29 protein-coding genes are annotated in these 21,839 nt (G+C 68.8%); 7 read left to right on the top strand and 22 right to left on the bottom strand.

Annotation, left to right across the window (positions count from 1 at the left end; all coding sequences use genetic code 11):
• Positions 1 to 216 precede the first annotated feature (216 nt).
• A complete protein-coding gene (locus TR46_RS15100; RefSeq protein ID WP_042400288.1) occupies positions 217 to 618 on the top strand; it encodes a helix-turn-helix domain-containing protein in 402 nt (133 codons plus the stop codon).
• 60 nt (positions 619 to 678) lie between these two features.
• Positions 679 to 1,125, top strand: coding sequence for a hypothetical protein (locus TR46_RS15095; RefSeq protein WP_152626491.1), 447 nt, complete (start codon positions 679 to 681; stop codon positions 1,123 to 1,125).
• Between the two features lie 8 nt (positions 1,126 to 1,133).
• Here TR46_RS15095 and TR46_RS15090 read toward each other — a convergent pair whose 3' ends face one another.
• The 3 genes from TR46_RS15090 to TR46_RS15075 all read right to left on the bottom strand — a co-directional run bounded on the left by TR46_RS15090 (position 1,134) and on the right by TR46_RS15075 (position 2,149).
• Positions 1,134 to 1,319 carry a hypothetical protein gene (locus TR46_RS15090; RefSeq protein ID WP_042400283.1) on the bottom strand — a complete coding sequence of 62 codons (186 nt, stop codon included), beginning with the start codon at positions 1,317 to 1,319 and terminating at the stop codon, positions 1,134 to 1,136.
• A 235-nt stretch (positions 1,320 to 1,554) separates the two neighbouring features.
• Positions 1,555 to 1,746: a hypothetical protein gene (locus TR46_RS15080; protein ID WP_042400278.1), complete on the bottom strand. Its 192-nt coding sequence runs from the start codon at positions 1,744 to 1,746 to the stop codon at positions 1,555 to 1,557.
• 22 nt (positions 1,747 to 1,768) lie between these two features.
• Positions 1,769 to 2,149 (bottom strand): hypothetical protein, encoded by a 381-nt coding sequence (locus tag TR46_RS15075; RefSeq protein WP_042400275.1) that lies wholly within the window; start codon positions 2,147 to 2,149, stop codon positions 1,769 to 1,771.
• Positions 2,150 to 2,425: 276 nt separating this feature from the next.
• Here TR46_RS15075 and TR46_RS15070 point away from each other — a divergent pair, with 276 nt between their 5' ends.
• The 5 genes from TR46_RS15070 to TR46_RS15050 are packed head-to-tail and all read left to right on the top strand — an operon-like array spanning position 2,426 to position 4,973.
• Entirely contained in the window at positions 2,426 to 3,688 is a 1,263-nt protein-coding gene (locus TR46_RS15070; RefSeq protein ID WP_042400273.1) for an NsdA family TPR-like regulatory protein, read from the top strand.
• Complete coding sequence (locus tag TR46_RS15065) at positions 3,685 to 4,014, top strand: 4a-hydroxytetrahydrobiopterin dehydratase (protein ID WP_042400270.1); 330 nt, start codon at positions 3,685 to 3,687, stop codon at positions 4,012 to 4,014. Before TR46_RS15070 ends, TR46_RS15065 begins: the two co-directional genes overlap by 4 nt.
• 47 nt (positions 4,015 to 4,061) lie before the next feature.
• Entirely contained in the window at positions 4,062 to 4,310 is a 249-nt protein-coding gene (locus TR46_RS15060; protein WP_042400267.1) for a hypothetical protein, read from the top strand.
• Positions 4,311 to 4,355: 45 nt separating this feature from the next.
• Positions 4,356 to 4,577, top strand: coding sequence for a hypothetical protein (locus TR46_RS15055; protein WP_042400265.1), 222 nt, complete (start codon positions 4,356 to 4,358; stop codon positions 4,575 to 4,577).
• A gap of 51 nt (positions 4,578 to 4,628) precedes the next feature.
• Positions 4,629 to 4,973, top strand: coding sequence for a DUF8825 domain-containing protein (locus TR46_RS15050; RefSeq protein WP_042400262.1), 345 nt, complete (start codon positions 4,629 to 4,631; stop codon positions 4,971 to 4,973).
• A gap of 61 nt (positions 4,974 to 5,034) precedes the next feature.
• Here the strand turns inward: TR46_RS15050 and TR46_RS42315 are convergent, their stop codons facing one another.
• From TR46_RS42315 to TR46_RS14965, 19 genes are all read right to left on the bottom strand, one after another.
• Entirely contained in the window at positions 5,035 to 5,199 is a 165-nt protein-coding gene (locus tag TR46_RS42315; protein WP_161790135.1) for a hypothetical protein, read from the bottom strand.
• A 636-nt stretch (positions 5,200 to 5,835) separates the two neighbouring features.
• Positions 5,836 to 6,042, bottom strand: coding sequence for a hypothetical protein (locus TR46_RS41090; protein ID WP_152626490.1), 207 nt, complete (start codon positions 6,040 to 6,042; stop codon positions 5,836 to 5,838).
• Positions 6,043 to 6,092: 50 nt separating this feature from the next.
• Positions 6,093 to 6,644, bottom strand: a complete 552-nt coding sequence (locus tag TR46_RS15045; RefSeq protein ID WP_042400260.1) for a hypothetical protein — start codon at positions 6,642 to 6,644, stop codon at positions 6,093 to 6,095.
• A complete protein-coding gene (locus TR46_RS37950) occupies positions 6,641 to 7,534 on the bottom strand; it encodes a glycoside hydrolase domain-containing protein (protein ID WP_052432822.1) in 894 nt (297 codons plus the stop codon). The genes TR46_RS15045 and TR46_RS37950 overlap by 4 nt, the downstream gene beginning before the upstream one ends.
• A complete protein-coding gene (locus tag TR46_RS43420) occupies positions 7,531 to 7,983 on the bottom strand; it encodes a hypothetical protein (protein ID WP_052432821.1) in 453 nt (150 codons plus the stop codon). Before TR46_RS43420 ends, TR46_RS37950 begins: the two co-directional genes overlap by 4 nt.
• A gap of 72 nt (positions 7,984 to 8,055) precedes the next feature.
• Positions 8,056 to 8,445, bottom strand: coding sequence for a DUF1003 domain-containing protein (locus TR46_RS37945; RefSeq protein ID WP_052432820.1), 390 nt, complete (start codon positions 8,443 to 8,445; stop codon positions 8,056 to 8,058).
• Positions 8,446 to 8,505: 60 nt separating this feature from the next.
• The gene (locus TR46_RS15025) at positions 8,506 to 8,949 is read right to left on the bottom strand and encodes a VIT1/CCC1 transporter family protein (protein ID WP_152626489.1); all 444 of its coding nucleotides are present in this window, start codon (positions 8,947 to 8,949) and stop codon (positions 8,506 to 8,508) included.
• Positions 8,950 to 8,957: 8 nt separating this feature from the next.
• Complete coding sequence (locus TR46_RS41085; protein WP_152626488.1) at positions 8,958 to 9,728, bottom strand: collagen-like domain-containing protein; 771 nt, start codon at positions 9,726 to 9,728, stop codon at positions 8,958 to 8,960.
• Positions 9,729 to 9,757: 29 nt separating this feature from the next.
• On the bottom strand, positions 9,758 to 10,126 hold the full coding sequence (locus TR46_RS15015; protein ID WP_152626487.1) for a hypothetical protein: 369 nt from the start codon (positions 10,124 to 10,126) through the stop codon (positions 9,758 to 9,760).
• Positions 10,127 to 10,174: 48 nt separating this feature from the next.
• Positions 10,175 to 11,650 (bottom strand): glycosyl hydrolase family 28-related protein, encoded by a 1,476-nt coding sequence (locus tag TR46_RS15010; protein ID WP_084718503.1) that lies wholly within the window; start codon positions 11,648 to 11,650, stop codon positions 10,175 to 10,177.
• Positions 11,647 to 11,952: a hypothetical protein gene (locus TR46_RS15005; RefSeq protein ID WP_042400234.1), complete on the bottom strand. Its 306-nt coding sequence runs from the start codon at positions 11,950 to 11,952 to the stop codon at positions 11,647 to 11,649. Before TR46_RS15005 ends, TR46_RS15010 begins: the two co-directional genes overlap by 4 nt.
• Positions 11,953 to 11,960: 8 nt before the next feature.
• Positions 11,961 to 13,151, bottom strand: a complete 1,191-nt coding sequence (locus tag TR46_RS15000; RefSeq protein WP_152626486.1) for a hypothetical protein — start codon at positions 13,149 to 13,151, stop codon at positions 11,961 to 11,963.
• A 17-nt stretch (positions 13,152 to 13,168) separates the two neighbouring features.
• Positions 13,169 to 14,251, bottom strand: coding sequence for a hypothetical protein (locus TR46_RS14995; RefSeq protein ID WP_042400221.1), 1,083 nt, complete (start codon positions 14,249 to 14,251; stop codon positions 13,169 to 13,171).
• Between the two features lie 16 nt (positions 14,252 to 14,267).
• Entirely contained in the window at positions 14,268 to 15,521 is a 1,254-nt protein-coding gene (locus tag TR46_RS37940; RefSeq protein WP_052432819.1) for a phage distal tail protein, read from the bottom strand.
• Between the two features lie 67 nt (positions 15,522 to 15,588).
• Positions 15,589 to 19,731, bottom strand: a complete 4,143-nt coding sequence (locus tag TR46_RS14985) for a transglycosylase SLT domain-containing protein (RefSeq protein ID WP_042400218.1) — start codon at positions 19,729 to 19,731, stop codon at positions 15,589 to 15,591.
• Positions 19,732 to 19,804: 73 nt separating this feature from the next.
• Positions 19,805 to 20,125 carry a hypothetical protein gene (locus tag TR46_RS14980; protein WP_042400215.1) on the bottom strand — a complete coding sequence of 107 codons (321 nt, stop codon included), beginning with the start codon at positions 20,123 to 20,125 and terminating at the stop codon, positions 19,805 to 19,807.
• On the bottom strand, positions 20,125 to 20,526 hold the full coding sequence (locus tag TR46_RS14975; RefSeq protein WP_042400212.1) for a hypothetical protein: 402 nt from the start codon (positions 20,524 to 20,526) through the stop codon (positions 20,125 to 20,127). The genes TR46_RS14980 and TR46_RS14975 overlap by 1 nt, the downstream gene beginning before the upstream one ends.
• A gap of 82 nt (positions 20,527 to 20,608) precedes the next feature.
• Positions 20,609 to 21,184, bottom strand: a complete 576-nt coding sequence (locus tag TR46_RS43650) for a helix-turn-helix domain-containing protein (RefSeq protein ID WP_201776406.1) — start codon at positions 21,182 to 21,184, stop codon at positions 20,609 to 20,611.
• Between the two features lie 63 nt (positions 21,185 to 21,247).
• The gene (locus TR46_RS14965; RefSeq protein ID WP_236655338.1) at positions 21,248 to 21,751 is read right to left on the bottom strand and encodes a hypothetical protein; all 504 of its coding nucleotides are present in this window, start codon (positions 21,749 to 21,751) and stop codon (positions 21,248 to 21,250) included.
• Positions 21,752 to 21,839 lie beyond the last annotated feature (88 nt).

The following is a 21,839-nucleotide window of genomic DNA, read 5'->3' as shown; positions in this document are numbered from 1 at the left end:
CCTATAAGTCCGACATGATGCTCCCGATCGCTGATCCGGTTGAGTGCCTTCCGTTACGGCACGGTAAGGATCGTGACAGGGCTTTGCCCCTGTGTCTAGATTTTTGGGATATTTTCCAAATCCCGCCTTCGCCAAGGCTGGCGCAATGGCCCAACAGCAGCGAACATGTGTCTCGGAAACCTGGACACACCCCGACGCCCCGAACGGCAGGTACGCATGGCCCAGCCGCCGCCCCGCACGAACCTGTCCGACCTGGTCCACGCCTACCGCACCGACAACGGGATCAACCTGGACGCCTTCGCCAAGGCGTGCGTGCTGCCCGACGGCGACAGCACCCTGTCCCGTTCCTGGATCAACCAGCTGGAAAACAACACGTTCAATGAGATCCCCAAGCCGATGCGCCTCGAAGCCCTCGCCACGGGCATGGACATGGACCCGCGCGAGGTCACGATCGTCGCCATCGAACAGTGGCTGGGCATCCGCGCCATCGTGCGCCCGCACCCCACGAAGCCCGGCCAGAAGGTCAAGGTCATCCTGAGCATCGAGGGCCTCAGCGACGACGAGATTGACAAGGTTGTCGCGGACTCCGTCGCGTCCGTGGCCCTCGACGCACCCTAGCCCGTGGATCACAGACCTGGCATCGTGATGGACCCGCGCCGCGCCACAGGGGAGGACGACATGCCCGCATCCGTCTACCGCATCGCCGAGCCAGGACTCCTGGAGCCGGGCGAGGCATGCCGCGTCACCATCGACGGCGACAACATCGTCACCTGGTGCGCGCCCGGCGAGATCACGCAGGCTCTCATCGACGACCTCGACGAGGCGAAGCGGTACCACATGCAGTCGGGCCAGTGGCAGCTGCAGCCCGACGCCAGCACCGAGGCCGTGGCGCCCGAACGCAACGAGGGCCGCGGTGTCGCCCGCGCCCGCTACGAGTTGGTCGACGCGGACCTGCTGCCCGACGGGAAGCTCTGCTTCGCCGTCGAGACCGCGGGCGACCTGGTGTGGCGTGTCCACCGCGACCACATGACGGAACGGTTCCGCGACCAGATCAACGCATACCTGCGGCGCATCGTCGGCGACGGGCTGCTGCGGCAGGCCTGGGTCAGCGACACAGCCGGCTGAGCCCGCCCTCACCGGCAGCCCTCAGTCTCGGCAAGCCGCTCGTGCGCCAGGGTCCAGATCGCCGTCAGGCACGTCCGGCAGTACTCGCCGCGGCATGCCGGCTCGTCCGTGGCGGTCACGTCGGCGAGCTGCGTGCAGCAGCCGCAATGCCCCAGCGTCCAGGCGAGGGCGTCAAGGGCGTCGGCGACGGTCACTGCTCGCAGCCCTCGCCGGCCGGAGGCTGGTGGTCCTCGGTGAGGTGCCGCTGCAGTAGCACGCGGGCGTCGATCAGCTCGGTCCGCGGCGCCCGGGCGGTCGTCTCCCGGGCGAGCCGAGCGCATTGGGCACAGCCCGGGACCGGTTCGGGCGGTGGTGGGGGCAGGCCCGTGGACAGGTGCTGCACGGGGCGCGGGTAATCCGTGGGGCGGTCCTTGCCGAGGAAGTCGCGGATCACCGCACCGCCCCCGCAGCTTCGCGCCTGCGCCGCCGCATGGCCTCCAACGCGTCTGCGTAGCAGGTCAGGTGGCCCAGGTCGACGATCGGCCCGTCGTCTCCTATCCGGTGCACGACGGTGCCGGACGGCGGCTCGGTGCACATCTCGCACTGCGTGTCGACGGACTCGAAGGATGAGGTCTCGAGCATGAGGGTGTCTCCAAGGTGAGAGTCAGGCGGCGGTGGAAGTACGCTCGGCATCCAGCGCGGCGGCAAGCCACGCCGGGCCGGTGAGGACTTCGCGGTCGGGCATGAACAGCCAGCTCGCGACCGCGCAGTGGTCGGCGTGCGGATCCGGGACGACGACCAGCGCGTCCGTGGCCAGCAGCCGGCAGCCGTCCGGGTAGGAGCCGCTGGAGCCCGGCCGCACCCACCAGTACGTCACCTGCGACGGCCGGTGATGCAGCACAGGGCCGACGAGGCCCCGGTCCGCTTCCTCGTCCAGCAGGCGCGCCAGGGCAGGTAGGCCGAGTGCGTCGGGGACGCGGACCACCGGGCGGTCACCGCCGACCGTGATCAGGGCCGTGCGCGTGCCCCGGGTCGGGATCGGCATCGGGCCCAGCCAAGTGGGCCACGACGGGCCTAGCTGTGACACTGCTCCCCCTGCTGCTCTCGAAATACGACAACCGGCCAGAGACACGCGCCACCGTGGAACCGCCCCCGGGGTCAAGGACTCGCCGGGAAACTCCGCGCAGTTCAGTGATTTTGAGACCGTTCGGTCACGCCCTGTGCTCACATACGTCAGCATGGTGCGTAGGCCATTTCGGCCACGAGGTACGCCAGCGGCATCTCACCGTCATCTCAGCGGCATCACCCTGCGGAGACCCTCATGACGCGCAACGATCCACCACATGGCGGCAACAACCGGCTCCGCGCGGCCCGGCTCAAGCAGGGGTGGCGCTCCCAGGAGACCGCCGCCGCCGCGATCAGCCGCGCCGGGCGCCGCGTCCTGGAAGACCCCTCCTTCGAGGTCGCGGTACGCACCTACCGCAAGTGGGAGTCGAACGACCCGGGCTGGCCACGCGAGGAGTACCAGGCTGCCATCGAGGCCGCGATCGGTGAGCCCTTGACCCGTCTCGGGTTCAAGCCCCCCAAGGACTATCCCTCAGATGCCACCGAGGACGACGTGGACCGCCGCGCCTTCGTGACGGCCACGGCCGCCGCGCTCACTGCCGGGCCCATCCCGGCCCGGGTCGTGGACCCCGAGCTGGTTCCGTACTTCCAGCAGCAATTGGAGGGCCACTACCGCGCGGACATGATGCTGGGCCCGCTGGAACTCATCGGCACGGTGTCGGAGCAGTACGCCCTGATCGACAAGCTGTCCCGTGTCGCCTCCGGCGAAACCCGCCGCGCCCTGCTGCGCTCCGGGGCGGCCTACGCGGCGTTGATCGGTTGGCTGTACCAGGACGCCGGAGACCTCGCCGCAGCCGCGTTCTGGCGCGGCGTCACCGGGGAGATAGCGGCACGGTCCCGCGACGCGCAGCTGTACGGCTACGCCCTGGTCAACCACGCCTCCGTCCGCACCGACCTGGGCGACGGCGTCGGCGTCACCGACCTGTGCGAAGCCGCGCTCGCCAATCCGCGGCAGCTCGCCCCAAAGGTCCGCGTGATGGCGCTGCAGCAGCAAGCCCACGGGGCGTCACTGACCGGCGACCGCGCCGAAGTCGACCGCCTCCTCACCCAAGCCTCACGCCTGGTGGCCCGCGTCCAGGACGACATGCCCTGGGGCAACGCCGTCCGCCGCACACCCGGCTACCTGGAAGTGCAGCGAGCCACCTGCTACGGCCGCCTCGGCGCCTACACCGAAGCCGCAGCCCTGTGGCAGCAGGTCATCGCACCTGCAGCCAGTATCGGCCGGCGCGACACCGGCGTTTGGATGGCCCGCCATGCCACCGTGTGCGCCCGGGCGAAGCAAGCGGATCAGGCGGCGGAGCTCGGCGCGCAGGCCGCGCAAATCGCCGTCGAGACCGGATCCGCGAGGATGCGGCGGGAGTTGGCTGCCCTGTCGGTTGCGATGCGGCCGTGGCAGGATGCACCGGTCGGGCGGGAGCTGTCGGAGGCCCTCGCACCAGCACTTGAGGGAGCGTCGTGAGCGGACCGGTGGCACTGACCGAGGACGAGATCGGTGCGCGGCTGGCGCAGCTGCCGCCGCAGTGGGAGCGGGTCGGTGACACGATCACCCGCCTGGTGCCGGTGCGGTATCACGCCGGGGTGGCGCTGATTGTCCACGTCGCCGACATTTCGCGCCTCACCCACCACCACGCCGACATCAACCTGACGTTCGACGGGGTGCGATTCACGATCACGACGCACGATGCCGGCGGGGTGCTGACGGCCGCCGACTTCGACCTCGCCGAGCGGATCGACGTGATCGCTTCGGGGCATGCCGCAGCCTGGGATCTCGCGCCGCTGGGCTGACGCCTCCTCCGGGGTGCGGGGACTATGCCAACTGGGATGATGGATCAGTGCACCATCTCCCCGAGGACCCCGACGCCGTGGACCCGCAGCGCCTGGTCGAGGCAGCGAACCGGGCGATCCGCAGCTACGTGCGCTCGCTGCCTGGGGGCCGGATCGTCCTGGAGGAGCAGCAGGCCCGGTACGGGGCGCTACTGGAGCAGTACCAGGAAGCGCTCGGGCTGAGGAAGGCCGCGCGCGCCCGGGAGCGGGCGGACGAGCCGGAGGGCGACAGAGGCCGGGCGCTGGTAGGTGTGTGACCGTTTCGCTGCGCACGCCAGGGCGTCGGGGCATAGCGTTCTGCCATGAGTACACCGCAAGAAATCAAGGCCGATGTCCTGGCGTCCATCGAGGCGGAGTTCGCGAAGACGGAGATCGCCTATCCGACCTCCACTGTCCTGTGTCGCTTCAAGCACTACGACCAGGAAGCGACCGAGCAGGCGCTGCGTGAGCTTGTCGATGACGGCAAGATCAAGATGAACACCCCGTCGGGCGGACGCCCCATCGTCACCTGGGTGGACAAGTAGCCCGGCCCCGCCTCCCGCACGATTGTCCGACCCTCGCCGTAGGGTGCGGCCATGCCCGATGCACTCCCCATCCCCGACGACCTGATCCAGCTCCAGCGCGCCTACGACCAGGCCACAGCCGAGCTCAACGAGCACGTGGCCCGCGTCACCGCCGAGCAGAAGGAACGATTCCCCGACCCGCCCGGTGTGATCCACGACGCCGACCAAGCCCTGCTCCGAGCGACCTGGAGCGACGAAGACAACGCCATGCTCGACCAGCTACGCGCTGCCCAGGTCGCCGCGCTCGCCGCCATGAACCAGCACCCCGTCATGCGACAGGCCATGGCCGAGGGACAGTGGCCCGCCATACAGGAAGCGCGGCAGAAGGCGGCGCGGGGCAGCGGCGAGCAGAGCTGAGGCATCCTAGACACGCAGAATCGCCCGGCCCCGATTGCGCCGGGGCCGGGCGATTCAGTCACTACACGGCCAGCATCAAACCGCTGGCCACTATCTTCGCGAACTCGACCTGCTGCGCCGACCAGCCGCGTCTCCGCGCCAAAGCGTCGATCTCCTCGTTGAACAGCATGTGGATGACGTGCGCGACGACATACCCGATCACGACCTGCTGAACTTTCTTCGACATCGGGGGTACCTCCTTTCTGGTGTAGGTGCCGGGCAGTCTCGCACCCGGCACTGACAATCCGAGGCTGCCTCCCCTGCTGGGGCGCGTTCAAGGAGAGCAGCCTCGGGCGTCCCGTATCTCCGTGTCGGGCATCACAAAGAAGCCCCCCTCGCCCACCCCGGGAAGGGGTGAGCGACGGGGGCTTTGTCCTCCGGGTCGATGGGAGGGGCCGACTCCGGCCGGAACCTAGCCAGGCCCCTCCCGCGCAAGCCCCTACGGGCCAAGGGGTCGACCGCAGTCCACCCGGCCCCAGCGTACGGCCGCCAACAGCAGAACGGCCCGCCGTCAGCCGAAGCCGACGACGGGCCGAAGGCCGGGCGAACCGGCTATCAGGGCGGGGTGGCAGGGATCAGCTTCCAGGCAGCTGACGCCCGCCGGTGCTACGGCCGCAGCCGAGGGCCGCCGGACAACCCATTCCCTACGCGCCACCCCTAATTGGGAGCAACAAGGCGGTACAGGAGTCCACCGTCCGACCCCCTGTGAGATCCGGCGACGGGGCTGCCTCTCAAGCGGAGCGAATCACGCTCACCGGGACTCCCACCCGGATACCGCAGCCTCAACTGTAGGCCGACTTCTTCGACAAGTCGGGCCACTTCTTCAGGGAACGCTCACGACGGCCCCGCAGGACATGCAGTGCGGCACACCGGAGTACCCGGTCACCGTGCCCTCGGAGTCGAGCACGACCGCGCCCGGACCATCGTCGGTCCGCAGCACGAACCACGCGTCGCCACACGGGCACATCAATCCGTCGTACACCCGCTCAGCAGCACGGCGACGGCGCTCATTCAGATCACTGATCGTCATGACACCAGCGTCGACTACCCGCAGTGCCGTACCCAAAGGGAACGGGCGAACTACTTCGCCCGCAGCACCTCGGCGAGGTCGTTCGGCGCGACGTCGTAAGGGGCGCGCCCGTCCATGAAGACGTGCTCCTTCGCGGCCTGGTACGCACAGTCTTGATACTGCGAACAGATGTACTCGTTGCGGTCCTCGACCTGCCGCTTCAACGCAGCCGCCGCGAACGGGACGTGCAGCCGGACAGCAGCCTGCCGCAGGTACACGTCCCACGCGTAGCCGTCGCCGAGATGATCGACACCCCAGGCGACGATGATCTGCCGCTGCTCCGGGGTCAGAGCGAAGTGGCCCGATGACCACAGGATGCGCGGGTCGTCCAGTCGGTAGGTGTTCCGGCGCGCGCCGCCCGGCCACGCCTCCAAGGCGTGCACCGTCCCGTCCGCGTCCACCCGCTCGACCAGGAAGACATGCCGGTACAGCGAGTCCCGATCCGCGCTGCGCCAATGTCCCTGCGCCACCTCGTCCAGGAACTCCGCCACGCGAAGCGCCCCGCCGCCCACGCCCGAGACGGGGATCAGGCCGAAGTCGCCTGGCAGAACCGGCGCGGTCACTTCGTCTTCACGGGCGCAGGCGTCAGCGCCGCGACCGCCTTCTCCAGCGTCGCGATCTGCGCCGCGGCAGCCGCCCGCTCCGCCGCCAGCGTGGCCCGCAGAGCCGCCACCTCACCCACTACCGACGGCAGGTCCTTGCCCGTCGGCAGCGGGATCGACGGGTCCAGGGCGCGGCGCAGCCAGTACACCGTGGCGCCTGCCATGCGGTCCCGGTCGAACTGGCCGCCGGTCGAACCCGACTCCAGCTTCGCGGCGACGCCGTCGATGATGTCCTGCTTGTCCTGGGGTGTCACAACGTCCTCCGGAGGAGTCGGGGTGGGGGTGATGGGCCGCGGGTACTCGCCGAAGTCGGCCGTCTCCGCGTAGTCGATGTCCGCGTTGCCGCCGAGGACGATGGCGCCGGTCTGACGGATCGAGGCGTGCGACGACCACCGGCCGCCCGACCAGGCGACGGTCTGCCACAGGTAGGTGTAGCCCGCGGTGTGAGCGCCCTCGATCACCGTGAAGCCGCCGTAGACGCCGGTCAGGGCCCTGCCCACGACCGAGGCCGCACCGGCGAAGTACTGCGCGACCGACGACCAGCTGGTGTCCTCGTCGACGGCGAAGTAGATCGGCATGTTCGACGGCAGCCCGTCCGTCTGCCGCTGAGACTCAGCCGCCCGCGCATCCGACACGCCAGCCGCATAGCCCTGCGTCGCCCGGCCCGTCGTCGTCTCCCAGACCACCACCGTGCCCAGACCGGCCGCCGAGTAGGCGTGGACCTCCGACGGGGTCAGGTTCTTCGACGAGTCCGTGGAGAAGTAGCGGGCGACCCACTTCGCGCCGGTCGCCTGGATCTGGGCCACCGTCGGGCGCGCCCACGCGATGTCTACGCCGAGCTCGGCAGTCACGAGATCAGCCCCTTCACGAAGTGCTGACCTTCAAAATCGGAGGCAGACGCGACATGCGCGCCGCCGTGCCCGCGATGGTGGAACTGGCAGAGCCACTCCAGGTTGGCCGCTGTCTCAACCCACGCCCCGACCTCGTCCGGCGTCGACACACCCGGGTACTGGCGCTCCAGCGCAGCCAGGTCGACCTCGTTCTGCAGCGCCCACTCGATGTGCGTGTGATGCAACTCCAGCGGCTTGTCCAGGACGCAGTCCGCGAAGTCACCGCGCCGCTTCCCGACCGCGCACTGGTACACCTCGGGGTCGTGCTTCGTGGCCTGGTGGTAGTGGTTGAAGTCCCGGTAGTGCGGGTCGCCCGGGCGCGAACCGTGCTCCGGGTAGTGAACGGTGTAGCGGTGAGACTCGGCCTGGTCGTGCGCGACGACGACATGGTCCGGTACGGGTGCGGCCATCAACGGCCTCCAGGGTGAGGGTGAGCAAGACGAAGCCCCCGGGCGGTGGCGCGGGGGCGGAAGGGGAAAGGGTCAGGGCTGGAGGGTGTCCGGCGGGAGCTTCCCCTGAAGGTGCCAGGCGTGGAGCTCGGCGACCTGCTGGCGCGTGTCGGCCAGCTTTGCGAGGATCTCCGACTGCTGCCGGTTGATCTCCAGCAACTGCTCGCCGTTCTGGAACGTGTGCAGCGCCAACTCGCTGTTGATGCGGTCGCCGCGGTTCGCCGCGATCTGCAGGACCACGCCCTGCACAGAGGCCACGAAGCTCAACCCCAGGTTCAGCTTCAGCTCCCCAGGGTCAACCACAAGCGCCATCCACACCCCGATGGAGGCGATGATGAAACCGAGCATCGTCCAGGTGCCGAACCAGTGCTTCAGTCCGTCGGCGGCGCGCTCTCCGATCGACAGTTCCGTGCCGGTGCGCACGTGGGGGTGCCGAGCCCACAGGTGCCTGCCTGTCTCAACCACCGTTGGCCGCCTTTCTCTTCATGCCGCGCTCCCGGGCAGGAACAGGCCGCACATCAGCACGACCGCGAAAATCAGGGCGAGTACCGCGCCGGTCTCCGCCAGCGCCCGCAGTCGGCTGCGGCCGGTGCGCATCAGGGCGACGAGAACGCCGATGCCCGCGCAGATCACCACCGACGACACCAGCGCTGCCGTGCCCGTCGCCACCGCATACGGAAGGGCGGGCAGTACCGCCCCGAAGCCCGTTGCGGCGCCCATGACGCACGACGCCCCGAGCCCGCTGTCGGACTCCGACAGCCACTCGCCGCCCGCCATCGACAGCGCCGAACTGATCGCACCCGACAGTGCGGCCGGAAAGATCAGATTCTGGTGGCCCAGCAGGTACAGGAGCACGCCGATCAGCGACATCATGCCGTCCGACAAGCCGAAAATCGCAGGCCGGGTGAAACGGCGAAGACGAGTCACGCTGCTCCTCACCTCGGGCCAGTCCCCGTCGCCGACGGCGTGCGGGACTTCGAGGTCGACTGCTGCTTCAGCGCCGCGGCCGACGTCGACGGCGACGGAGACGGGGACGGGCTGGGCGGCGGCGAGGACGGCGGCGTCGAGGTGCCCGACTCCGGGCAGTGGAACGACGTCGCACCAGGCGAATCCGGCACGCACGTGTAGGTGTGCGTCGTCCCCGACGGATCGGTCCACATCCACGTCCACGACGACGGCGGCGATCCAGCGGCCCCGGGATCTCCCTTGGCCCCCTGCGGCCCGGGAACCGTCGAGTCCTTGCCCGGGACGCCTTGCGCCCCCTGGGGGCCGGCCACGGTCGACGCCGGCCCGGGAACACCCTGCGGCCCAGGCACGGTTGAGTCCTTCCCCGGAGGACCGGACGGACCGGGCGAGGGGTGGATCATCGTGGCGACCAGGGCCGCGATCGCCTGCGGGTCGGGGCTGACACCGTCCTTGCCGGCCGGTCCCTGCGGTCCGACGACGCTCTGGCCGGCGGCGCCTGTCGCTCCGGGGACGTTCTTGACGATCGTGGTCGCGGGCGGGGCCGACGGGGTCACGCCGTGCTGCTGCAACTGGGTGCGGGTCTTGTCCAGGGCCGTCGACAGCTGCGTGATCGCCGTCGACTGCGCGGTCTGAGACCGCTCATACGAATTCAACGTCGACCGCATCGACAGCAGTTGCAGCACCACATATGCGCAGCCCAACAGCACCACGACGGCAATCAGGGCCTGCAGCTGCGGCATCCAGCGCGGCTTATCCTCGGCGGCCCCTGTCACTTACCCGCCCCCTTCGACGCTGCCCACGCGGTCACGACGACCCCGATGAAGCCGACCACCACGCCCAGGACCAGCCACAGCTCCCGGCGCGTCATCCCGGGGCGTTTCTTCAGCGTCTCCACGTCGTCCCGCAGAGGCTTGATGACGTCGTCCCGCAACTGGCGCAGGTCCTCGTCGTGCTCCCGCTCCAGGCGCTGTGCCTCAACGTCCCGGATCCGCTGCGCCTCCGCGAACGCCGTCGTCGACACGGTGTCGCGGGCCAGGTTCGTGATCCTGGTGTCGAGCTCGCCGTGGATCCGGTCCGTGCGCTGCTCGTGGTTCTGCAACCGCCAGGCGACTTCATTAGCCGTGGGGTCATCGGCCACTTCGCCCCCTCGCTTGTGGTGCCAGCCCGCTCAGACACGGCAGGGTCGTCAGCAGCCGACCGCGGTCTGCGTCGCCAGGGTCGCCGTCGTCGCGGACCACTTCAGGAACCAGCCGGCAGGCAGGCGCACGACCATCATCTGGCCCGCCGTCGCCGTGGAGCTGCTGATCAGGGTGTGGGACGGGGTGCTGGTCGGGCCGATCGCCAGCGTGTTCGCCGTGCCCGCGGTGCCGACCGTCAGGTACACCATGTAGTCGCGGGTTGTGTCCGACAGTTGCGCGGCGGTGCCGTTCGCGAACGTCGGCGTCAGCGTGGGCGCGGACCCGGCGGTGGTGGTGCCGCCGTTCGCCGACAGCAGGCCCGTGGACACCACGCCGGGTAGTGTCACTGCGGCCTGGGCCGGGGTGTTGATCGTTCCGCTGGCGTAGCTGCCCGACTTGAACGAACACACCGTGACCTGCGCCAGCGACGTGACCGTCTTCAGCTCGATGTGGTAGTTCGGCAGGTTCGTGTACCCGGCGTCGAGCCAGAAATTGCAGTGCCCGATCGTGACCGAGTCGACGGCCCCGAACGTGTCGTCGACGGTGATCGACCCGTAGGTGTTGTTCGCGGCCTGCCCGTTGCTGTGCAGCGTGCACGCGACCACGTCGACGCTGGATCCGGCGATGTAGATGCCGTGCTGCAGGTTGCGGTCCACGCCGCAGTTGCTGATCTCCACGCCGCGTATGGCGGCGGGGACGTTGATGCCGGTGCGGTTGCCCCACACGTCGCAGCCCTGGACGTGGGTGACGAAACTGGTGAGGATGCCGTCGAGGGTGTTCTGGCCGATGGTGCAGTTCGCGACGAGGCTGTCCGAGCCGGAGCAGTTGACGCCGTAGCCGCCGCAGTTGTACACCACACACTCGGTGATCTTGTTGTTCTGGCGGAACTGCTGCGTTTCGATGCCCGAACTGAACGCGTCGTGGACGTACAGCCGTGTCAGGTGCCACTGGGCTTCCTCGGCGGAACTCCCGGCGGTGAACAGGATCGCCGAGCCGCCACCCGTCTGGTTGGCCTTGTTGCCGTTCAGCTGCAGGTCCGTGATCCGGCCGGAGCCGTGGCCGGTCGGGATCGTGAACATGCTGGAGTTCGCGCCGTTGGCCAACTTGATGATCGACACCATGGCGCCGGTGTCGTGCGTGTAGGTGCCGGACCCGGCACCCACGAGCACGGCCTTGTCGGGCAGGGTGATCGCCGCACTGATCAGGTAGGTGCCGGGCGGGAAGTACACCGGTCCGACGGCGGCGTTCACGGCGTTCTGGATCGCAGTGGTCGAGTCCGTGGCACCGGTCGGGTCGGCGTGGTACGCGGTGACGGGTACCGTGTCGGCGGCCTGCCAGGACGTGTTGCCCGCCGCGTCGGACGTCAGCACGCTGCCCATTGCCGGGCCCGTCGTCACCTGTATCGCGGGCAGTACCAGTGGGCCGGTCATCGTGTCCCCCGTCTTGCTGACTTTGCTCTGCGCCCCGAACGTGCTTGCCGTCATGTCAACTTCCCCAAGATCACATAGGTCTGTGTGGCACCCACCGGCAGCACCAGCACCGCATCGGACGCCACCGGCGTGTAGGCGGCAACATGCTGGTAGGGCCCGGACAGAGTCGTCGCCCCGTTGATGAGCACACTCGGGTCGCCCGAGGTGTACGCCGGGTCGATCACCGCAGGCAGCGCCGCCAGCGGAAACCCCGAATCGATGCACGCGGTACGCGACTCCAGGACACGCAGGCGGCGCAGCATGTCCGCGACCGTGGCCGCGAACCGGTCCTGGATCGAACGCGGATACAGCGCCACCGTGCCCCCTAGCCGACAATCGCGGCGCTCGTCGACAACTGGGTGTACTCAGACTGCTGAGGGCCCGGCGGATAGCAGGTCCAGCCCACAACCCGCACCTGCTGCTGCAACCCGGGCGAACCGTCGGACCGCGGCGGATGCAACGGCGACGTCGCCATCAGGGTCGTGGTGTCGCCCAGCACAATGTCGCGCAGCATCGGATGACCGCCGCCACCCACGTTGATCGTCGGCAGCGTCATCGCCTGCGACCGCAGCACGACCTGCCCGTCGGCGAACGCGTCGACCTGCGCCTGCGACCGCACCACCGAGCCCTGCCACGTCACCGTCGACTCCATCAGCGGATACCCGGCGTCCAAATCCGGCAGGTCCGCGCCGTGCGGGTACTGCGACTGCCACTGCAGGGGTCCGCCGTTCGGTGGGGCGGTCGCCCACACCAGGTTGCTGCTCTGCGATCCGGTGCGCTGGTAGCCGTAGTCCAGGACGTTGCCCGGATACGTCAGTGTGTAGCCCGACGCGGCGGCGGTGCGACCCATCTGCAAGTACGCCAGCCGCAGGAACACCGCCAGGTTGCCCGTGGAGTCCAGGCCGGGCACGAACGCGTACTCCAGGTTCCCCGACGCGCACATGTCCTGCCACGTACTGGAGACCTGCGTGAGATCCGAATAGGTGTACGACGCCGTCCACGGAATCCCCGAGAACGCCGCCGGACCCGACGGCACCACCAGGCGCGCCACACCGCCGGTCGCAGCAACGAGCGCGAGGTAGGCGGCGTTGCGGGTCGCCGGCGGTGACACCCCCACCTCGATGTACGACGACTGTTTGCTCATGCCGTAGCGCACCAGGTCGATGAACGCCTGAAACAGGTCGACCTGTGGATACTCCAGCGTGTCCGTGATCAGGCGGTGTGACCAGATGCTGTCCAGGGTCTGCGCGCTGATCGGCAGCGTCCCCGACTGGCGGGACATGTCCGGCCAGTCCCACACCACCCCGGCCCACACCGGGTAGCCGTCCTGCAGCACCCACAGGACGCAGCGGCGGCACTCCAGGGCGGCGACCGCCGGGCCGTTCACGGAGTACAGCTCGTTGAGGGCCAGCGACCCCGACAGGGACCCGTTGCCGTTGAGCTGCATCCCGAACGACTGCACCGTCAGCGGCAGCGAGTCCGCGAGGACCCGGCCCGACACCAGGTCGGTGGCCACATACGTGTACGTGGCCATCAGAGCACGACCGGGGAGACCCGCATCACCGACGGCGACCCGCTGGACGCATACAGGGTCACCTGGACCCCCGACGAGTCGATGCCCTGCAACTTGAAGGACACGGTGTGCGTGCCCGCCGACGGTGTCGTGCCCTGCGACGCCGAGGTGTAGGCGGTGAACGAGCCGCCGCCGCGCACCACCCCGTCCGAGGCCGTGTTCAGCACCACCATCTGGTCTATCAGGCTGCCGTCGACCATGGCCTGCAGGTTCGCGCCGAACTCGCCGTGACTGGCCAGCATGGCCAGGCCGGTGGCCTTCACGTAGATCGAAATGTCGGTGCTGCCGTCCACGGTGATCGTCGTCGACAGCACCGTGACGACCGAGCCGCTCGTCGAAATCGTCGGCGACGTCTTGAACAGGGTCTGCGGCGGCCACGGCAGCACCTTGAGCTGCTGCGCACCGCCCACGTTCGTGTTGTGGTAGAACGACCCGCTCGCACCGTCGTACGCGACCTGACCTACGTAGCCCGTCGCCGAGCCCTTCGGCGCGACCAGCACCCCGCCAGTCGTCGTCGTGAAACTTCGCTTGTCCGTGACCAGGCCACCGGTCATCGAACTCGTCCCCGCAGGCACCGACAACTGAGCCAGGATCAGGGAGTTCGCCGGTGCACCCGGCGCGGAAGGCGACGGCGCCGCAGTCCCCGTGAGGATCTGCACCTGCCCGAACGAAGTGCTGTTGCCGTTGTCGACAACGTTCGCCACCACAATGTCGATCCGCGGATTCGACGGATCCGCCGTCTGCACCGTCAGCGTCGCCTGCGTGGACAGCGTCGACGCATAACCCCCGGCCGTCGGCGTCGCCGAGTTCGGCACCACGAACGAACCCGGCTGCACCAGCACCGTCATACCGGTCCCCGCCGTCGCCTGCAGGCCGGCGCCGCCCACCACGCCGGCGAGCAGCCCGATGCTGGTGCCCGTGACGATGCCCTGGTCGTAGAAGTAGGCGCTGACGCCGGAGTTGCGGAGGTCGTTGCCGCCGTTGGCGTCGTACGTGCAGCCTGTGAGCCACAGCGGCAGGCTCGTGGTCACCGAGGTCGTCACAGCAGCAGTCCTCTTTTCAGACCCACGAATCGGCCCAGTAGTACGTGACGGTGGCTCCGCTGGCGGCGATGCCGCCGAACTGCACCTGGTTGCTGCCCGGTGCCAGTTGCCACCAGCTGGACGCGGCGTCGGCGGGCCAGTACGTGCCGCCGGTGGAGGGAATGCCGGGGCTGGTGGACGTCATGGTCGGGTTGACGTATCCCTGTTTGTTCAGGAAGTCCACGACCAGGACCTGCCCTGCGGCGAGCGACAGGGTGGACCAGGACACGGTCTGCCCGGTGGTGGTGTTCGACAGCGTCGGCGCGACCACCGGCCCCGTCATCACGGCCACCGCCGGGGTCTGGAAGTTCCCGCCGTTGGTGGCTGTTGCGGCGCCGGGTGCGGCGGCGGCTTGCAGGGTGAACGGGACGGTGAACGGCTCGATCATGCCGCCGCCGACACCGGCCGGAGTCAGGCCGATAGCCAGAGAGCGCTGCGTCACCGCGTACTTGCGCGGGTCGGGCGCCACCAGGCCGATCGTGAACGTGACATCACCCAATGTCGGGTACGCCTCGGTGACCTTGCCGGAGCGCCGTACCCACGCGAACTTCGGGACCGGCTCGTCGTAGCGCAGTTTCGCCAGGTCGGAGATCGGCACCGCCTGCTGCAGCAGCGCCCGGGCGGTGTCCCGCAGCGCCTGGGTGGGCGCCGACGCGGTGACCGTCAGCGTCAACTGGCGGGCCGCGTAGTACTGCGGGGACGCCCACGCGCCGTGGTCGCCCGAGCGGGCGATGACCCCGGCGCCCTGCACGTCCGGGCCGTCCCAGCCCTCCAGCTTCTGCCATAGCCAGCAGATGCCGTTCGCGTCGACCTGCCCGAACTCGATGTCGAGCCCCGCGGCGCCGTAGATCAGGCCGCCGGTCCAGTAGCCGGTGTCGCGCGCCGGGGCGGACGGCTGGAAGCCTCCCGCGACGGGGAAGTTTTCGACGCCGAGGAACACATCGGGGCCGTACGGGCACGTCCAGTTCGCGACGTAGACGCCCTGCGCGGTGCTGGCGGGGATGTACCACGTGCACGCGTACTGGCCCACCCCCGTGCGCCACACCTGGCCCGGCGTCGGACTGGACGCCCCCTGGTAGGTGAACGGGCCCGCCGTGTCGGGCACGAATCCGATCTCGGAGCCGTACGTGATGTCGAGGGTGACGTTGGTGGGGTCGGTGAGGGTTCCTGACTCCTCGTTGTAGAAGTTGAGGTAGAGCACGTACGGCTGGCCCGCGACCGCGCCGGACAAGCGATCACCTCCGTCTCACCCATGGATCACGGTCAGGGAAACGAGGGCGGCCACGGCGCCGGGAGGGTCAGGCCCCACCCAATGCGAGTGCAAGGTCACGACGCATTGCGGCCTGCTGTTCGGGATTGGGCCACATCGTGCCATTGAAATTCTGTACGACGTTGACCCCTCGTCCCAGCCCGCTGGCCCCGACACCCTGGGAGGTGAGCTGGCGCACGATGGCGACGAACGCCGCGGACTCCTGCGGGGTGAGGACCGCCTCGGGCTTCCCGAGATGGTTGACGGGCATCGAATCCGGCATGAGCCAGCCGCCGGAGTCGTACCCGACGTAGCTGCCCCCGGAGGCGAGGGAGCGGATGCCGGGCACGTTGCCGACCGTCCCGTATCGCGACTTGATGTAGTTGATCGCCGCCGCGATGTTCGCGACCGGGTCGAAGATGTTGCTGCTGGTTCCGGCCTGGTGGTAGGCCTGGAACGTCGACATGATCGTCTGCATGACGCCGCGGGACGGATCCCCGGCCATGGCGTTGGAGTCGGTGTTGTTGATCGCGTTGGGGTTGTCGCCCGACTCGTAGTGCCCGATCGTCTCCAGGTCCGGCAGCCACCCGGCCCCCACACCGGTGAGCTGGACGGCCTGCTGGAACCACTGTGCAACGGTTCCAGATGGCGTGGACGGGGTGGACGTGCCGCCGGAGCCGCCACTGCTGCCGGTGAACATCGACACGATGGCCTTGGTCAGGTGGCCGATCAGCGTCGTCGGCACCCCGAGCATCATCTTGGCGTAGTTGCCGACCGCATTGGTGCCCACCAGGGCAGTCAGCGCGTTGCTGAGCGCCGTGGTGTTGCCCGTCGCCAGTGCAGCAGTGATCTTCGCCATGTCGACGGCCTTGCTCGCCGCCGAGGTGACGCCGTGCCAGATCGACCCGGCCAGACCAGCGATACCGCCGCCGGAGTAGTGGCCGCCGCCGGACCCGCGTCCGCCGCCGTACTTCGCGTTGAGGGCGTTGACGGTACCCGGGCCGATGGCCCGGACCGCCTCGGGCACCAGGACGCCTTCACCCGGCGACAGCACCGCGGGGACGGAGTCGCGCCCCGGCGCGTACCCGGGAAGAACACCGCCGGCGGCCAGGGGCGTGATGTCAGGCAGGTTGAGGCTGCTCAGGCCCACGGCGCCGACGACCTTGTTCCACAGGGCCTCGATGCCACCCTTGTAGACGGTGTTGATCAAGAAGTTTACGGGCGTCTTGAACGTGGTCTCCAGGGACGACCAGATCGTCTTGAACATCGAAACGAACCCGGACGCGCCGGCCACGATCCCGTGCCACAGCGGATCGAAGACGTTGTGCCACATCCACAGGGCCACGGACTCCAGGACCGTGAACTCCTGGCGGATCATCTCGAAGTACAGCTTGATCCCGTTGTTGTACAGCCAGGACGCCCCCGCTTCGATGCCGTGCCACATGGGGTCGAACACGTTGTGCCACAGGAACAGCGCCTCAGCCGAGATCGCGGAGAACGCGGCCTGCACGCCCTGGCGGAACCACGTGAAGTGCCCGTAGGCGTAGACCACTCCGCCGACCAGGGCCGCGATCGCCAGTGCCACGATCGAGATCGGATTGGCGTCCATGACCAGGTTGAACGCGCCCTGCACGATCGTCCAGATCTTCATCGCGGCGATGATCCCCAGCACGATCGACGCCAGCGGGCGCACCCAGCTGATGTTCGCGGCCAGGAAGGTGTTCAGGCCCTGCAGGACAGCGCTCACCACCCGCAGCGCGCCCGCCAGCCCGGAGCCGAAGATGCTGACCAGCGGCGTCACCGCGGGCAGCAGTTGCACCGCCACGGTGACCAGCTGGACCAGCGCCGGAGCCGCCTCCTGGAGCGCCTGCGTGAGCTGCGCGCCCAGCAGGCCGACCAGCATCCGGAAGGACGGCAGGAGCTGCACCAGCAGCGGAGCCAGGGTCTTCGCGAGCTGCCCGACGACACCGCCCAGCAGTGTTCCGACCGGCCCCAAGGCCTTACCCAGGACCGTGCCCAGCAGCGACAAGGAACTGGTGAACGGGGCGACCGCGGTGACGACGTTCGTCAGACCGCCGGCCAGTCCGCCGATCAGGTTCGCGAGCCCGTCGACCGCGCCCTTCTGCGAACCGACCTTCGCAAGCGCCCCCACGAACCCCGTCAGAGCGGGCACAACGATCTGAGCGAACCGGACGCCGTTGGCGACCAGCCCGTCCAACACCTTGGCCCCAGACGCGGACTGCAGCGACCGGCCGACCTTCGCGAACACCCCCGAGATCACATTGCCGACCTGGCCCACACCCTGGGTCAGCTTCGGCATGCCCGCCATCAGGCCCGTAAGCATCAGCGACACGCCCGGCGCGATCGCGTTCTGCGCCACCCCCGCCATCGCATGAAAGGCGGTACGCATCGACAGGATCTGCTCGACCACCGCGCGCGCCGCCGGGGTCAGGCGCGACATGTCCTTCTGGAACAGCAGCGCGGCCTGGTTCTCCGTCGACATCGTCGCAGCCCACTGGAGCTGCTGCTCCTTGATGGTGTTCGACACGTTCTGCTCGGCGATCGCAACGGTCCGCGCATCCATGCGCCGCTGGAACGCTGCCTGCTCCTGCGCCGCCGACAACTGCATCTGCGCCTGCTTGACCTGCGAGGCGTTGTTCAGCTCCGTCAGCGTCAACTGCCGCTGCGCATCCGCATACTGCGCCTGCGCGTCGAGCTGCTGGTACTGCGCCGCCGTGACGCCCTGCTTGGCCTGGATGACGGTCTGCTGCCCGGCAACGCCCTCCTTGTTGACCAGGTTCGCCTTGTACTGCGCCGCGGTCTGCTGGTCCTGCGCGTCGGTGAGCTGCTGCTGGGCCTGCGCCACAGCCAGGGACGCCTGCTGGCGGTCCAGCAGCGTCGAATAGGCGTTCTGGTCGACCAGGCGCTGCTGGTAGATGGCCTGCTTGATCGCCAACTGTGCCTGTTGCACGTTCAGCTTCGAGTCCGCGAGCTGGTCGTTGAGCTGCCGGATCTGCTCCCGCGCGGTCTCCCACGCCTGCGTCAGGTTGTACTGCGCCTCCGACAGCCCGTAGTTGGCCTCCTCGACGCCCTGCTGGGCCTGCCGCACCGACTGCAACGCCTGGACCTGCTGCTCGGCGGCGTTCCGCTCCGTCGAGGCGAGGTTCATCTCCGCGGACTCGATGGACTCCGCCGACGTGATCGCGTCCTGGGCGGCCTGCATGTGCGCCTGGCCGACCTGGTTCTGCGCCTGCTGGACCGCGACCTGGTTCGAGAACTGCGTCGCGGCTTTCTGCTGCGGCGTCATGCCGATGTTCATCGACGCCTGGTGCGCCGCCGACACGGCCTCGCCGATCCCGCCGAGGCCCAGGATCCCCGCGCCACCGAGCAGACCCAGGCCCATGCCCGCACCGGCGATGCCCGGCGCCAGAGCGGTGACGCCCGCGGTCAGGCTGGCGCCCAGGGCGTGCTCGCCCAGGAACGACATGACACCGCCGCCGGCACTGCTCAGGAACTGGCCGCCCTGGTCGCCGGCGCCCTGCAGGCGGCGGGTGACACCGCCGAGCAGGGCACGGAACCGGCTGGCCCGCTCCTCTGCCGGCTCCGCGGCGGGCTCCTCGCCGTGACCGCCGGCGCCGATGAACCGGCCGCGGCTGTCCCGCAGGTAGGACCGGCCGACGCCGCCTTCGCCCTCCCCGCTGCCCCCGCCGGCGAAGCGGCCCTGGGCGTCGCGCGCGTAGACCCGCGGTGAGGCGGAGTCCTCGTTCAGGGCGGCAAGTCGGGCCCTGGCCTCGTCGAGTTTGGCGTCGAACTCGCCCGTGTTCAGGGTGACGTCGGGGCGGGCGTGTTCGGCGTCGAGCTCCTGGATCCTCTCGCGGGCCTCGTCGAGTTTCGCGTCGAGGTCATCGGTCCCGAGAGCCACATCGGGCCGCGCGGACCGGGAGTCGAGCTCGTCGAGCTTCTCGTGCGCCTCGTCGGCCGCGGCCGACAACTGCTCGCTGTTCAGGTGCAGCGACGCCTCGGACCGGTCGCCGCCGAACTCGTCCAGGCGCGCCTTCGCGTCGTCGAGCTTGGCGTCGAACGCGGCGGTGTCCAGGTCCACGCGGGCACGCCCGCGCACCCCGGCCAGCGCCTCGTCGACCGCGGCCTGGACCTTCTCCTTGAAGCCCTCCGTGTCCGGAGTGACCTCCACCCAAGCTTTTGCGACGCGGAAACCTTCGGGGATCGGAAGTCACCTCCGACCACACCAGGGGGCGCAAGCCCGATCAGTTGAAGCTGAAAATGCCCTTGAGTGCCGGGTCGGCCTGCAACGTGGCCTGCGTTCCCGGGTTCCACTCACGGCTCTCACCCCGCGGCGCCGAGACCCGACCCTGCGGTGACGGCGACGGGTTCTCTTCCTGCTCGGCCATCACCCGGGACCGCATCGCGCCCTCGTAGGCGGGCAGCCGCCACGCCAGGCGCATCAGCGTCGGACCGTCCAGCGCCGTGATGTCGTCGACGCGATGGAACACCGACATGTCCGAGGCGATGTCGTCCAGGCAGTGCACCACCCACCGCAACTGATGCCAGCGGTCACTGCCGACCATCAGGCTTTTGGGGCCTCGATCGTCCCCAACGTCAGACCCTGAACGGTCTCCAGCACCCACGCCACATGCTCCTGCGTGAGGGACTCGCAGTGGCTCAGCGCCGTGTAGCCGTCCTCGCCGAGCATCGCCCGCAGCAGGAACAGGTCCGCCGCGGCCGGGCCGAGGCGCTCCGCCGCGTCGAGGTACTGCAGGGCGATGTTCGCGCGCGGCTTGCGCGGCACCGAGTACATGACGTCGTCGATCTCGAACAGGTCGACGGTCTCCTGCGGCTCCGCTTCCGCCGAGGACAGTCGCAGCGGCTCGAACGGAACCCCCGCCGCGGTGCGCGCAGGCAGCGCAACCACGGGAGGAGCCTTCTTCGCAGCGGTCTTCTTGGTGGGGGCCGTGACCCGTGCAGCCATGGGTGATACTCCGAGGGTGTGAGAGTGAGGGTGGACATGCGGAAGCCCGGCACTCGGGGAGTGCCGGGCTTCCGAGGTGTGGCTAGCGGTGCGTCTGGCGCAGCACCACTGCGCTGATGGTGGCCTGGTGGACGCCGTACTCGTCGCCGAGAGCCTGCTGGCTCACGCCTCCTGCGGCGTATCTCCTTCGCACCTCAGCTACTTGTTCGGCGGTCAGCTTCGCATTCGCGTGATCCGCCCCGGTCTGGCCGTCGTATCGCTGATGGCAGGTCTTGCACAGCGACCGATAGTTCGCGACGTTTCCGGTGTCAGTGCCATGAATGTGCGACCACTCGTACTTGCGACTTGCGCAGCCGACCGATGGCCGCCATTCGCAGCGATCGGCGCGGCCTCGCGCTCGGCTCACTCGCTGGTGAAGGGCTTGGTACTTCGCGTCCGAGCCCTTCCAAGCGTAGTGCTCCTCGCCGCGCAGTTGCCTGCTGCGTCCTTCGAGGTGCTGCCTTGTGGTGGAGCAACTCTTCGAGCAGAAGCGCTTGCTGCCGTCTGCGCGGACAAGGGCTTCTTTGCTGCAGGACTCGCAGACTATTCGGACATGTGCCTTGAGGCGTCCGCGACCGTCGGGAAGGTATTCGTGCTCGGGATTTTTGGGCCTCGCCATAGGCCCAATTCTACCCGTAGCACATCCTATTTGTTATGCGCTTAGGTCAACTGACCTGCGAAATCAGCTCGTTTGGTCGGCGATGTGCACCGGTGCGATGCTGCTGCTGACGAAATATGCCTGAAAAGTGCAGTCGATGCTCTGCTGGGTCTTCTTGTCGAACGCCAGAGTCGCCTTGACCTGCGACAGGACCTTGCGGACGATGACGCGGCGCAGCGCCGGAGCGCCGGTGGACAGCATCGGCGCCCACCCGTCGATGATCAGCGCCGCATAGGTGGGCTGCGACGCTGACGACCCGACGTTGATGTCCATCGTCGAGTACCCGGAGTTCGTGGCCACCGTCGCGATGTTGTTCAGCGCCGTGTTCAGGTTCGCCAGCGTCATCTCGCTCAGCTTCGTGGTCACGGAGAACTTCATCTCCGTCAGGCGCGCACCGACCTCCATGATGATCTGGTCGACCTGCAGCGCCGTGTACGTGTTGTCGACCTCGTACGTGGTACCGCCGTCAGTGCCGCCCACATCGGTCCACGGAGACGACGGAGGCGTGACCGTGCCGTTCGGCGTCACCGCCGAGTCCAGCGGCTCCGCGGAACCGAACGGGGCGACATAGAGCCGCGCCGGCCCCATGACGAGATTGCCTGCATTGACCGAAATC

It is taken from the genome of Streptacidiphilus carbonis (genome assembly GCF_000787775.1).
GTDB lineage: Bacteria > Actinomycetota > Actinomycetes > Streptomycetales > Streptomycetaceae > Streptacidiphilus > Streptacidiphilus carbonis.
Note: the sequence above shows the minus strand (reverse complement) of the source record. Positions and strands in the feature narration are given on the sequence as shown.